Raw genomic sequence first — 13227 nt, forward strand, 5'->3', positions numbered from 1 at the left:
CAAGGAGAGACATGCGCACGACTGTGGCGACCCTCGTGGGTGCCGTTCTGCTCGCCGGAGGGCTCGCCGCCTGTTCGAGCACGCCGGACACGCCCGCTCCCCCGGCCGCGCCGGCGATCAAGCCGATCGCCGAGACGTCGGTGGCCGCCCCCGCCGCCACCGGTGACCAGCCGAAGGGCATCACCTACGACGTGGCACGGATTCCGGTGGGCGCCAAGCTCTCCACCGGCTCGTCCGTCGCGAATGGACAGACCTCGGTGGAGCTGACGGTCTCCGGCCTGCTGCCGAACACCCAGTACGGCGCGCACGTGCACACCAAGCCGTGCGGTGCCAAGGGTGCCGACGCGGGCCCGCACTACCAGAACGAGAAGGACCCGGTGTCGCCGAGCGTCGACTCGAAGTACGCCAACGCGGAGAACGAGATCTGGCTCGACTTCACCACCGACGCCTCGGGCACCGCGACCGGCAAGGCGGGCGTGAAGTGGGAGTTCCGCAAGGGCGAGGCGAACTCGGTCATCGTGCACGCCACGCACTCCAGCACCGAGCACGGCAAGGCGGGCACCGCCGGTGACCGCCTCGCCTGCTTGACCGCCGGTTTCTAGACGGGCCAGGTCAGGGCCACGCCTGCTGCCAGGTGCGGCCCTGACACCGGTTCCCGCACCGCCGCGCGGACGAGGTTCAGCACCTCGTATCGGGGTCCCGCGCGACGGACGAGCCCTCGCACGCACAGGTCCCTCATCGGGGCGCTGTGCCCGGCGTCCTCCCCCTCGGCCAGCCTGGCGAGCAGCTCGCGGCCTTCGTCGTCCAACGTGGACAGTGAACGCCGCAGCGCGTCCCGCAGGTGCGCCGACGTGGGGTCGAGCGGGTTGGACCGCAGCCGTTCCAGCAGGTGCTGCGGCGAGTAGACCATGAACCACCCGGCCGCGAACTCCAGCGCCGACGGCAGCCCGTCCAGCTCGTGCACCAGGCCCATCAGCGCCGCCTGGTTGGCGGGCTCCGGCTTGAACGCGGGCCGCACCCGGTGCACGTGCGTGAGCAGCAGCCGGACGGCCGCGTCGTCACCGAGCGCTCCCAGCGGGAACACGTGCTCGCCGGGCAGCCCGGTCGGCGCCAGGGCCGTCACGACGATCCGCAGCCGCGGGTGCTCCTCCAGCAGGCGCGGGTCGGGCCGCTGGTCGGTGACGAGGACCGTGTTCTGCTCGTCGTCGACGGACGGGCTCGCCTGCGCGGGGTGCCACAGCACGGACCAGCCGTGCCGGAAGTGCAGGTCGCCCGCGACCTCCAGGGCCAGGCGGGTCTTGCCCACGCCGCCCACGCCGGTGATGGTGATCAGCCGGCCGGACGTGCGGTCGAGGGGTGCGCCGAACACGACCCCCGCACCACCGCGCGCCTCCGGCACACGACCGCTCACGTCCCGGGCACCCGGAGCCCCCACTCCGGGCCTTCCCTCCGTGAGCAGCGCCGTCAACGCCGCCGCCTCCGCCTCACGTCCCACGATCACCCCGGACGACCCGGCCGGCGCGGGCGGTGCCACGGCCGTGCGGCCCGCTGCCCGTCCTCCCGCCTGCTGCAGGTCCGCGCGGCTGCCCTCGTCGAGCCTCAGGCCCTCGGCGAGCAGTCTCACCGTCTCCGCCCTGGGCGAGCGGGTGCGTCCGCACTCCAGGTCCCGGATCGCCCGCACGCTCACCATCGCGAAGTCAGCCAGCTGCTGCTGGGTGAGGCCCGCGCCGATGCGATGCGTGCGCAGCAGTTCTCCGAACTCCCTCATCCCGTTCCCCTCCCTAGACACTGAGTCTCGGGCCGATCGGCCGGCGATACATGGGTGGCGATCCCCCATATTCACGTCGCCCACCTAAATCTGGGGGGTTGGTCCCCATGTGCCGCGCGCCCGCGCGTGCGAGGTTGGCCGGGTGACCTCAGCGGCCGAGACCAGCACGGGCGAGAGCTGGACAGCGGCGTTCGCCCACGCCCTGCGCCCGCTGATCGACGCGTCCCGCGCCGAGGTCGCGCCGCCGTTCGACGCCGCGTTCGCCGAGCAGCTCGGCCGGCGGCTGGTGGCCATCGCGGCGCGCACCCTCGTGCTCGAACTGCACACCGCCAAGCCGACGCTCACGAGCCCTACCAGCGCGGAGCGGTTCACCGAGTTCACCCGCACGCTCAGCCTGTCCGCGATCTTCACCCGCTACCCGGTGCTCGCGCGGCTCCTCGCGCAGGCCTGCGAACAGGCGGTGTCCACGCACCACGAGCTGTCGTCGCGGTTCACCCGCGACCGCTCCCAGATCGTCCGCACGCTCTTCGCGGGCGACGACCCCGGCACGCTCGTCTCCGTCGAGACGGGCCAGGGCGACGCCCACCAGCAGGGCCGGACCGTGGCGATCCTGACGTTCGAGACCGGCGCGAAGCTCGTCTACCGGCCCCGCCCGATCGGCCTGCACGTCCGGTTCCAGGAGCAGCTCGCCTGGCTTTCCACACACACCGGAATCACGCTGAGGACGCCGAAACTCCTGCCGCGGAACGGCTACGGCTGGCTGGAGCACATCCCGCACGAGCCGTGCGCGGACGTGGCCGGGGTCGCCGAGTTCTACCAACGGCTCGGCGCGCTGCTCGCGTTGCTGTACGCCACCGACGGCACCGACATGCACTACGAGAACCTCATCGCGTGCGGTGACCAGCCGGTGCTCGTGGACGTCGAAACGCTCTTCCACCCCACGCTCACGCCCGACACCGATCCCGCCGCACGGGCGTTGGTCGACTCTGTGCACCGCACGGCCCTGCTCCCCCACGTGTTGTTGGGTGACAACGGCGTCGCGGACGTGTCCGGCGTCGGCGGCGACCGAGGCGTGCTGTCACCGCTCAACGCCGTCGACTGGGCCGACCCGGGCACGGACCGGATGCGGCTGGTGAGACGGCCCAAAGCGGCGAGCGGCGCCGCCAACCGGCCGATCCTCGACGGCGTCCCGGCCGAACCCGCCGACTACCAGGACTCGCTGCTGGCCGGGTTCCAGACGGCCTACGACGCGATAGTCGCGCACCGGGACGAGCTGCTGCGGCTCGTCCGGAAGTGCGCCAACGAAGAAGTGCGGTTCGTTGCGCGCGCGACGCGGCAGTACGCGCGGCTGCTCGACGAGTCCACGCACCCGTCCGTGCTCGCCGACGCGCTCGACCGCGACCTGGCGTTCGGCGTGCTGGTGGTGGACGATCCACTGCTCGACCGGCTCGTGCCGTTCGAGGTGTCCGACCTGTGGCGCGGGGACGTGCCGCTGTTCACGTGCAGGCCGGGGTCGACCGACCTGTGGACCGCGTCCGGGCTCCGGCTGCCGGGGATGCTGCCGGAGCCCGGGCTGCACGCGGTCACCCGCAAGATCCTCGGGATGAGCGAGGTCGACCGGCACGACCAGCAGTGGGTGATCACGGCACTGCTGGCCTCCCGGCCGCGGCCGGTGTCGCACCACAGCGGAGTCGCGTGCACGGCGCACGTCGCCCCCGTCGACCCCGACCCTGCCCGGCTGCTGTCCGCCGCGTGCGGGATCGCCGACCAGATCCTCGCGCACGCCGTCACCGGGCGGGACCGGGTCAACTGGCTCGGCCTCGAACTCGTCGACGACCGGCACTGGACCGTGCAGCCGCTCGGCGCGAGCCTCACCAACGGGTACACGGGCGTGGCGCTGTTCCTCGCCGAGCTGGGCGCGCTCACCGGCGCCGCGCGGTACGTCGACTTCGCCCGCGACGCGCTGCGGCCGTTGCCGGCGTTGCTGGAGATGTTCGCCGCAGAGCCGGAGCTCGTCACGGCCGCGGGCGGTGGCGTGCACGGCCTCGGTGGCATCGCCTACGGCCTCGCGCGCCTCACGCCGTTGCTCGACCTCGACCCGGACCTGCTGACGCGGGCCGTGCGGCTGATGCCCCAAGAGGATTCGTCGTGCACGGTCGTGGACGGCGTCGCGGGCTCGCTGGCCGCCGTGCTCGCCGTCGGCACGCCCGAAGCGCGGAAACTGGCCGACCACTACGCCTCTACTCTGCGTAGGTCCTTCAGCACCGCAAGCGGTTTCGCCCGAGGGCGTGCGGGTATCGGATGGGCGCTGAAGCGTTACGCGGCAACGGTTCGTGACGAACCGTCTCAGATGGCCGCTCGGCATCTCCTGGAGTGCGACGACCTCGATCCGACCGACATCGGCTGGTGCTCCGGCCTCGCCGGCGTCGCCCTCGCGCGCGACGACGAACGCCTGGCCGGGCTGCTCGCGACCCGGGAACCGTTGCGGGACATGAGTCTCTGCCACGGCGAGCTGGGCGTGATCGAGGCGCTCGCCGTCCACCACCCGAGCGCCGCGACCCGGCGCACGGCGTTGGTGCTGGGAGCACTGGACGAACACGGCGCGCACTGTGCCACGCCTGGTGGTGTCCCCTCGCCCGGACTCCTGACAGGCTTGGCCGGCATCGGTCACGGCCTGCTGCGACAAGGGTTCCCGATCCCGTCAGTGCTGTTGATGCAACCACACCGAGAAGAGGAGTCCTCCCGATGAACGAGTCCCTGCACCGCACCGCCGACCAGCACGAACCGGCCGAGCACGCGATCGGGGAGATGGAGCTCGCGCCGAAGACGTTCGCGGGTGCGCGCGCCCGTGCGTTGATGGGTCTGACGATGGCGATGAGCGCGTTCGTCGCGCTCACCCCGGCCATGACGGACACCACGGTGAGCGCCAAGTAAGAAAGTTTCACCCCTAATACGCCTGGGCAGCCGATACGGAACCAGTCACGGGAACGTTAGGGTCCAGACATGCAGACCCGAGCGCCTCACGTGGTCGGCCGTGATCGCGAGGTCACGGCCATCACGGGGGCACTCGAACACACGCGCGAGTCCCGCGGTGGCGCCGTCTTCCTGATCGGGGAGGCGGGCATCGGCAAGTCACGCCTGGCCCGCCACGCCGCGGGCCAGGCGTACGACGCGGGCATGCGGGTGCTCAAAGGACGCGGCACGACCATCGGCCCTATGGTGCCGTTTCGTCCAATCGCGGAGGCGTTGCTGGGCCTGTTCCGCGGTGATCCGCCGGACGACTCGGCGCTCGGGCCGTACAAACCGGTGCTGGGCACGCTGATCCCCGACTGGCACGACCACAGGTCCACGACCGAGTCCGTCGTCGTGCTGGCCGAGGCGGTGCTGCGGCTGCTCGCGTCGGTGGCGCGCAAGACGCCGTGCCTGCTGGTCCTGGAGGACCTGCACGAGGCCGACGCGGAGACGCTCGCCGTGGTCGAGTACCTCGCGGACAATCTGGAGGACCAGCCGGTCCTGCTGCTGGCGACGATCCGCACCGAGCCCGGCAACGCGCTGGAGCTCGTGCATCGCATGGTGCAGCGCGGGTCCGGCTCGCTGGTCGAGCTGCACCGACTCTCGCAGGACGAGGTCGGGCAGATGACGTCCGCCTGTCTGGACAGCGAGCTGGTGCCGGCCGAGCTGGTCGATCGCCTGTGGACGGACAGCGCCGGGAACCCGTTCGTCATCGAGGAACTGCTGCACGGCATGGTCAGCGGCGGTCTGCTGGTCGCGGGCGCGCACGGCTGGCAGGTGCTGGGCTCGTTGAAACTCCCCGTGCCGGCGGCGTTCGTGCGCAGCGTCGCGCACCGCACGGACCGGCTGGGGCCGCAGGGCCGTGAGGTGCTGTCGATCGCGGCCGTGCTGGGGCACCGGTTCCCGCTCTCGGTGGTGCAGAAGGTGACCGGCACGGACGACCGGGCTTTGCTCAGCCACCTGCACGCCGGAGTGGCCGCGCAGCTCGTGACGCCGGACGAGCCCGCACCGGACTGGTACGCGTTCCGGCATCCGCTGACCGCCGACGCGTTGCTGGCGCAGCTGACCCTGGCCGAACGCGTGGACCTCTCGGCGCGCACGGCGGACGCGATCGAGGACCTGCATCCCGGCCTGCCCGGTGACTGGTGCCCGCTGGTCGCGAAGCTGCGGTTCGACGCCGGTTCCCAGGCGCAGGCGGGACTTCTGTTCGCGGAGGCGGGCAGACGCGCGCTGGCCGGCGGCGCCGCCGAGTCGGCCGTCGCGCTGCTCGACCGCGCGCAGGACCTGCTGCACTCCGAGTGCGGCGCGCGGGCCGAGGTGCTCGACACGTTGCTGCCCGCGCTGGCCGACACCGGCGACTTCGAACGCGCGTTCGCCCTCGATGTCGGTGACCTGCAGGGAACCCTGCGCGCGAAGCTCCACACGCGACTGTCCAGGGTGGCCTATCTCGCCGGGTGGTTCACCGAGGGCGTCGAACAGGTGCGGATCGCGCGGACGTTGCTCGGGCCGGACGCCCCGGACGAGCTCGCCGCGCAGCTGGACGTCAACTCCGCCTATCTGGCGCTGAACATCCCGAGCGCGGACCGGATCTCGTCGGCGGCGGGCCTCGCCCGGCAGGCGGCGCTCGCGGCCGACCGCGCCGGGTTGCCGATGGTCGCGTGCGAGGCGTGGCAGCTGCTCGGGATCATCGCGCGCGAGCAGGACATCGACGAGGCGAACGCGTGCTTCAGCAAGGCCCTGTCGCTGGCCGACGAACACCAGCTGCCGATTCAGCACGTCTACGCGCTGGTTCGCCTGGCGGGCAACGACTGGCTGCGGCACGGCAGCACGGCGTCGCTCGACCGCACGCACGCGGAGGCGTGCCGGGTGGGCGCGATCACGGTGGCGCACAACGTGGACGCGATCCTCGCGTTGCAGTCGGTGCTGACCGGCGACTACGCCGTGGCCGCCGGGGAGGTCGACCGCTGCCTGCGCATCACGACGCGGCTGCGGTTCCACGCGCTGACCCGGTACCTGTTGATGACGAAGGCCGTGCTGGCGGCGCACCAGGGCGACCGCGCCGGGGCCGACGACGCGATCGGCGAGTTCGAGGCCGTGGCGAAGAGCGGCGCCCAGGAGTACCCGCTGTGCTTCGGGCTCGCCCGCGCGTTCTGCGCGTTGCTGGAGGAGAACCACGGCCTGGCGATGACGGAGCTCGACCGCGCGCTCGACCTGGAGTCGCAGAACCCCACGACGTTCCACCTGTCCGGCACGCACGGGCTGCGGGTGCTGCTGGGCGTGCTGGACGGCCGGTTCGACTGGCCGGAGTACACGGCGCTGACGGCCGCTTCCGCCGCCGCGATGCGCTGGAACCGTCAGTTCACCGAGCTAGCGCATGCGGTGCTGCTGGGGCGTTCCGGCCGGTTCGCCGAGGCGCTGGAGGCGTTCGACCGCGCGCAGGAGGCCGCCGCGCCGTACCCGCTGGCCCGGCACCTCGGGCTGCGGCTGGTGGCGGTCTCGGCGGCCGGGTGGGGTGATCCGGTGGCGTGGCTGCGGTCCGCGGAGGAGTTCTTCCACCAGGCCACGGTTCCCGCCGTCGCGTCGGCGTGCCGGGGGTTGTTGCGACAGGCGGGAGTGCCGGTGCAGCAACGGCGCAGCGGCACGGACTCCGTGCCGTCGCAGCTGCGCGGGCACGGCGTGACGGTGCGCGAGTTCGAGGTGTTCGTGCTGCTGGCTGACCGAATGGGCAACAAGGCGATCGGCACGCGGCTGCACATCTCCCCGCGCACGGTGGAAAAGCACGTGGCGTCGCTCATCGCGAAGACCGGTCACCCCGACCGGGAATCCCTGTCCGCGTACGCCGCGGAGCTGGGCCGCTGACGTCAAGCCTTTCGGGCAGGGCCACAAGCCCGAAGACGTTACCGCACACCGCGGCAAGCGCATTCACGGGTGTCCCGCGCACGAAAACCCATGACCAGCAGGTCGATGTACATCGGCCGAAAGTCCGATGCAACCTCCCCGCGTCATCAGGTGTCCTTATCGGTAGGTTGGCCGAAACGACATGGGGGACATTCGTGCGCAAAATTCTTCTCGCGCCGCTGTGCGCGCTGGTCACGGTGAGCGTGGCCGCGTGCAGTCCGTCAGGTCCGGATCAGGCCAATCCGGAGCTGGCGCCGCGCGGCACGCAGATGACCAAGGTCAAGCCCACCAAGCAGGACCTGACGACGAAGCTCAGCATCGCGGGCAAGGTCGACCTGAACCCGACGTTCGGGCTCGTCGCGCCGACCGACGGGCAGGTCAGGTACTTCGACGTGCCGACGCCGAACGGCACGCCGACGCGGCCGATCCGGGTCGCGACGGTGTGGAAGGGCCAGACGCCGAACTACGTCGAGGCCCCGGCGGGATCGACGTTCAGCGGCAGGCTGGTGGACGACAAGGCGACGGTGACGGCGGGCATGCCGATCGCGTCGGCCAAGCACGTGGGGTACGCGATCGTCGGCGACATCGACGGGCAGCAGGCGTACAAGATCAACGGCGCGCTGACCGACGTGACGGCGCAGATCAAGAACGGGCCGGGCCCGTTCCCGTGCACCGTGCTCGGCACGATCGCCGCGCTGCCGACCGGCACCATCCCGGAGAAGCCTCCGGTCACGCCGGACACCAAGGAGGGCGAGAAGAAGGACCAGCCGCAGCAGCCCCAGCAGCCGCAACAACCTCAGCAGCAGCCGAGCTCCTCGACGGGGCTGCGGATCGTGTGCACGGCGCCGGCGGACGTGCAGATGATCAACGGCGCCACCGCGTCGATCGAGGTCACCACGGGCAAGGCAGCGCAGGCGCTGGTCGTGCCGGTCGAGGCCGTGGCGGGCCAGCAGGGCAAGGGCAAGGTCGACGTGATCGCGCAGGACGGCTCGCGCCGCACCACGGACGTGACGCTGGGCCTGACCGACGGCAAGGTCATCGAGATCAAGTCGGGCCTGACCGGGGACGAGGAGCTGGCGGTGCCGGGTCCGAACCTGCCGGAGGGCCAGCAGCAGGGCGGCGGCGACCAGACCAAGCCGACGGGACCGTGATGACGCAGTCCTTCGACCAACCGACCGTGCAGGTGCAGGCGGCCCAGGCGCCGCTGCTGCAGCTCAGCGGGATCACGAAAGTCCTGAAGGGCCAAGGAGAACCGCGCACGATCCTGTCCGGAGTGGACTTCACCGTCCACGCGGGACAGAGCGTCGCGATCCTCGGCCGTTCCGGCTCCGGCAAGTCGACGCTGCTGTCGTTGATCGGCCTGTTCGACAAGGCCGACGAGGGCCAGTACCTCCTGCACGGCAACGACATCACGAAGCTCGCCGAGCGCAGGGCCGCGGCGTTGCGCAGCGCGGAGTTCGGGTTCGTCTTCCAGCGCTTCTTCCTGCTCAAGCACCTCACCGCGGCGCAGAACGTGGCGATGGCGCTGGTGAACGGCCAGGGCTGGTCGTCGCGGAGCAAGCGCAAGAAGCAGGTGATGGAGGCGCTGGAGCAGGTCGGCATCGCGCACCTGTCGAAGTCCAAGCCCAGCAGGCTTTCCGGCGGTGAGCAGCAGCGCGTCGCGATCGCCCGCGCTCTCGTGCGACAGCCGCGCATCATCCTCGCCGACGAGCCCACGGGCGCGCTCGACACCGAGACCGGCAACCTCGTCGTCGAGGTGCTGCTCAACACGACCAGGCAGGGCTGCGGCCTCGTGCTGGTCACGCACGACCACGACCACGCCGCCAAGATGGGCCGCGTGATGGAGCTGCGCGACGGGCGGTTCAACTGATGCTTTCCGGCAAGTTCCGGTCCGCCGTCGTCATCGGCGGACAGGGCATCCGCGCCCGCAAGCTGCGCACGTTCCTGTCGATGGTGTCGCTGTTCCTCGGCGTCCTCGCGGTCGTGGCGGTGCAGGCGGGCTCCGAGATCGCCGAACGCGCGATGCTCACCAACATCGAGCTCCAGGCGGGCAAGGACGGCACGGTCATGGGCTACGTCCCGGGCGAGAAGGGCGCGCCCGGCATCGTCGAGTCCACGCTGAAGGGCCGCACCGACGCCGTGGCGATGATCAGCTCGCGCGCCATCATCGGCGAGCCGGGCGTCCGCCCCGTCAACGAGGGCGGCATGCCGTTCGAGTACGCGGGCCGCGGCGGCGACTACTACGGCGGCCCGATGGTCTACTGCGACGCCAACGGCACCTGCACCGAGCAGAAGCAGCAGGAGAAGAAGCCGGACGGCCAGGCCATCGAGGTGGGCCTGGTGGCGCTGACCGGCGACATCCGCCCGTTCAAGCCGTTCCGCCCGGTCTCCGGCAGCTGGCTGGAGTTCGACACCACGCCCTCCCTGGCACCGCGGATCGTGCTGAACGAGGAGGCCGCCAAGGGCCTCAAGCAGTACCGCGTCCCTGGCGAGATGATGGTCGACGGCGCCACCCACCACATGACGCCGCAGATCCTCGGCGTCGTGCAGGACGGCTACGGCCAGCCGCGCGCCTACATGCGTCTCGACGAGCTCCGCACCTGGATGCCCTCGGCCGCCGCGAACACCAGCGAGGCCGACAAGTTCCGCGGCGGCGGCACGAGCCTCGAGCTCTACCTGCAGCCAGGCACCGACGACCTCCAGCAGCTGCTGAAGTCCAAGATCGTGGCCGCCGGTGTGCCGCAGGACCAGCTGCACTTCCAGGTCGTGAAGTCCAAGGAGAACATGGAGTCCGAGCTGAGGATCATGCGCCTGATCTTCCTCGGCATGGCCTTCATGGTGCTGCTGATCGGCGTCGCCGGCATCCTCAACGTCGGCCTCGCCACCGTCGGCGAACGCGTCGAGGAGTTCGCCCTGCGCCGCGCGGTCGGCATGTCCCGTCTGCTGCTGGCCGGCATCGTGCTCGCCGAGACGTTGCTGACCGGCCTGCTGACCGCCGGGCTGGCGATCGGCACGGGCGTGGCCGGGCTGCACGTGGCGCTGCTGATGTTCGGCAGCCGGTTCCCGTCGCTGGAGGGGACGACGTTCCCCTGGGAGGCGGGCGTTGCCGGGGTGATCGCGGGTCTGGTCGCGGGTGTGCTCGGCGGGTTGATCCCGGCGATCCGGGCGGCGCGGATCCCGATCGCGACAGTCATGCGGGCCTGAGTGCTGTGGCCGTCGAAACGGGGGGTGGACCGGCACCGGGGGTTGGGCTCGGCGCCGGCGGAGCCCCGGACCGCGGAGATGCGGTCCGGGGTTTCGGGTTTCCCAGCCCAGGCGCTGTCCGGCGAGTTGGTCAGGTGAGAGGCGCGGGCGAGAGACCCGGAGGCGGCCACTGTCGCCCGATGAACTCGCCGGACAGCGCCTAGTTGAGGTCGTCCGGGTTCGGGCCGATGCGGCCGCCCCGGTCCAGTCCGTTCAGGGCCTCGACCTCGGCGCCCGCCAGCTCGAAGCCGAACACGTCGAAGTTCTCCTGGATCCGCGACGGCGTCACGGACTTCGGGATCACCACGGTGCCGTTCTGCAGGTGCCAGCGCAGCACGACCTGCGCCGCCGACTTGCCGTGCGCCCGCGCGATCTGCTGCACGGCCGGGTCGGTCAGCAGGTCGCCGCCCTGGCCGAGCGGGGACCAGGCCTCGGTCTGGATCCCGTGCTGGGCGTTGAACGCGCGCACCTCGGCCTGCTGGAAGTACGGGTGCAGCTCGACCTGGTTGACGGCCGGGACGACGCCGGTCTCGTCGATCAGGCGCTGGAGGTGCGCGGGCTGGAAGTTGGAGACGCCGATCGCGCGGACCCGGCCCTCCTTCTGCAGCTCGACGAACGCCTTCCAGGTGTCGACGTAGTTGTCGCGGGCCGGGGTCGGCCAGTGGATCAGGTACAGGTCGAGGACGTCGAGGCCCAGCTTGGACATCGAGGCGTCGAACGCGCGCAGCGTGCTGTCGTAGCCGTGGTCGTCGTTCCACAGCTTGGTGGTGACGAAGACGTCGTCGCGGTCCACTCCGGACTGCGCGATGGCCGCGCCGGTGCCCGCCTCGTTGCCGTAGGCGGCGGCCGTGTCGATGCTGCGGTAGCCGGCCTTCAGCGCCTCCGCGACGGCCGGGGTGGCCTCCGCGTCGGGCACCTGCCAGACGCCGAAGCCGAGCTGGGGCATGGTGACGCCGTTGTTGAGCTTCACGGTGTTCAAAGCGAAATCCTTACGGTTGTTACGGAATCAGCGTCGGTGCGGTGCCGCCGTCGACGCGCAACGCGGCTCCGGTCGTCGCGGACGACAGGTCCGACGCGACGTAGGTGATGAGGTTCGCGACCTCGTAGGGGCGGATCAGGCGGCCCAGCAGCAGCGTGGGGCGTTCGGTGCGGACGAACTCCGCCTCGCCGCCGTCGCCGACGCGGTCGCGGATGAACTCCTCGACGCCGGGCGTCAGGGTCGGGCCGGGCAGGACCGAGTTCACGGTGACGCCGGTGCCCTTGACCTCCTGGGCCATGCCGCGCGACAGCGCGAGCTGCGCGGTCTTCGTCATGCCGTAATGGACCATCTCGGTCGGCGTGAAGACGCCGGACTCGCTGCTCACGAAGATCACCCGGCCCCAGCCGCGCTCGACCATGCGGGGCGTGTAGTGCCTGGCCAGGCGGACGCCGGACATGATGTTGGTGTCGAAGTAGCGCTGCCACTCGGCGTCGTCGATCTCGAAAACCGGCTGCGCGCCGTAGATGCCCAGGTTGTTGACCAGCACGTCGACGTCCGGCACCTGCTCGACCAGTGACGCGGCGCCCTCGGCTGTCGCGAGGTCCGTCGCGACACCGCGCACGTCACCGTGAGCGCTCAGCTTGCCGACCGCCTCGGCCACGCGGTCCTCGGTGCGGCCCGTGATGACGACGGCGGCACCGGCCTTGAGCAGGCCTTCCGCCGCGGCGAAGCCGATGCCGGCGGTGGAGCCCGTCACAAGTGCCGTGCGTCCCGACAGATCCATGTCTCTCCCCGGTAGACTTGTTGAAGACGATTACGAGCGTACGCAATAGTTGCACACGCTGTCTATTCGAGAAGGGTTGACCTATGTCACTGGACGACGACGCCGTCCAGGCGCGCGCACAGGGCTGGCGCACACTCGCGGCACTGCACGCCCGCATCGAGGACCGCCTCGAACGCGCGCTGCAGAAGGCCCACGAGCTCTCCGTCAGCGAGTACACCGTTCTGGACGTCCTCAACCGCCAGGACGGCTTCCACCTCCGGATGAACCAGCTGTCGAACGCCGTCGTGCTCAGCCAGTCAGCCACAACGCGGCTGGTCACGCGACTCGAGGACCGCGGCCTGCTCGCGCGCTACCTCTGCCCCACCGACCGGCGCGGCATCTACACCGAGGTCACCGAGAAGGGTCACGCGCTGCTCGCCGACGCCCGCCCCACGCACGACGAGGTGCTGAGCCAGTCGCTGTCGGAGGCCGGGGACGTGCCCGAACTGAAGCCACTCGTTGAGGCGCTCGCCAAGCTCTAGCGGTTCGAGCAAGATCGCGCGC

At 71.0% G+C, this 13227-nt stretch carries 11 protein-coding genes; 8 read left to right on the forward strand and 3 right to left on the reverse strand.

The window, feature by feature from the left end:
- The first annotated feature begins 11 nt into the window (after nucleotides 1-11).
- Complete coding sequence (locus ACFWNN_RS30240) at nucleotides 12-602, forward strand: superoxide dismutase family protein (RefSeq protein WP_382443326.1); 591 nt, start codon at nucleotides 12-14, stop codon at nucleotides 600-602.
- On the opposite strand, the gene ACFWNN_RS30245 is transcribed toward ACFWNN_RS30240, so the two are convergent.
- Entirely contained in the window at nucleotides 599-1768 is a 1170-nt protein-coding gene (locus ACFWNN_RS30245) for a helix-turn-helix domain-containing protein (RefSeq protein WP_382443327.1), read from the reverse strand. The two genes, ACFWNN_RS30240 and ACFWNN_RS30245, sit on opposite strands and share 4 nt — an antisense overlap.
- 142 nt (nucleotides 1769-1910) lie before the next feature.
- Here ACFWNN_RS30245 and ACFWNN_RS30250 point away from each other — a divergent pair, with 142 nt between their 5' ends.
- From ACFWNN_RS30250 to ACFWNN_RS30275, 6 genes are all read left to right on the forward strand, one after another.
- The gene (locus ACFWNN_RS30250) at nucleotides 1911-4517 is read left to right on the forward strand and encodes a type 2 lanthipeptide synthetase LanM family protein (protein WP_382443328.1); all 2607 of its coding nucleotides are present in this window, start codon (nucleotides 1911-1913) and stop codon (nucleotides 4515-4517) included.
- Nucleotides 4514-4702, forward strand: a complete 189-nt coding sequence (locus tag ACFWNN_RS30255; protein WP_382443329.1) for a hypothetical protein — start codon at nucleotides 4514-4516, stop codon at nucleotides 4700-4702. Before ACFWNN_RS30250 ends, ACFWNN_RS30255 begins: the two co-directional genes overlap by 4 nt.
- Nucleotides 4703-4771: 69 nt before the next feature.
- The gene (locus tag ACFWNN_RS30260) at nucleotides 4772-7639 is read left to right on the forward strand and encodes an ATP-binding protein (RefSeq protein ID WP_382443330.1); all 2868 of its coding nucleotides are present in this window, start codon (nucleotides 4772-4774) and stop codon (nucleotides 7637-7639) included.
- Between the two features lie 194 nt (nucleotides 7640-7833).
- The gene (locus ACFWNN_RS30265; protein WP_382443331.1) at nucleotides 7834-8829 is read left to right on the forward strand and encodes an efflux RND transporter periplasmic adaptor subunit; all 996 of its coding nucleotides are present in this window, start codon (nucleotides 7834-7836) and stop codon (nucleotides 8827-8829) included.
- The gene (locus ACFWNN_RS30270; RefSeq protein ID WP_382443332.1) at nucleotides 8829-9548 is read left to right on the forward strand and encodes an ABC transporter ATP-binding protein; all 720 of its coding nucleotides are present in this window, start codon (nucleotides 8829-8831) and stop codon (nucleotides 9546-9548) included. The genes ACFWNN_RS30265 and ACFWNN_RS30270 overlap by 1 nt, the downstream gene beginning before the upstream one ends.
- On the forward strand, nucleotides 9548-10882 hold the full coding sequence (locus ACFWNN_RS30275) for an ABC transporter permease (RefSeq protein ID WP_382443333.1): 1335 nt from the start codon (nucleotides 9548-9550) through the stop codon (nucleotides 10880-10882). Before ACFWNN_RS30270 ends, ACFWNN_RS30275 begins: the two co-directional genes overlap by 1 nt.
- Before the next feature lie 199 nt (nucleotides 10883-11081).
- On the opposite strand, the gene ACFWNN_RS30280 is transcribed toward ACFWNN_RS30275, so the two are convergent.
- Nucleotides 11082-11867 (reverse strand): aldo/keto reductase, encoded by a 786-nt coding sequence (locus tag ACFWNN_RS30280; protein ID WP_382443387.1) that lies wholly within the window; start codon nucleotides 11865-11867, stop codon nucleotides 11082-11084.
- Nucleotides 11868-11919: 52 nt separating this feature from the next.
- Complete coding sequence (locus ACFWNN_RS30285; RefSeq protein ID WP_382443334.1) at nucleotides 11920-12684, reverse strand: SDR family NAD(P)-dependent oxidoreductase; 765 nt, start codon at nucleotides 12682-12684, stop codon at nucleotides 11920-11922.
- Nucleotides 12685-12767: 83 nt separating this feature from the next.
- Between ACFWNN_RS30285 and ACFWNN_RS30290 the strand changes: the two genes are divergently transcribed.
- Nucleotides 12768-13205: a MarR family winged helix-turn-helix transcriptional regulator gene (locus ACFWNN_RS30290; RefSeq protein WP_382443335.1), complete on the forward strand. Its 438-nt coding sequence runs from the start codon at nucleotides 12768-12770 to the stop codon at nucleotides 13203-13205.
- Nucleotides 13206-13227: the final 22 nt, after the last annotated feature.

The sequence above is a fragment of the Lentzea sp. NPDC058450 genome (assembly GCF_042721395.1).
Lineage (GTDB): Bacteria > Actinomycetota > Actinomycetes > Mycobacteriales > Pseudonocardiaceae > Lentzea.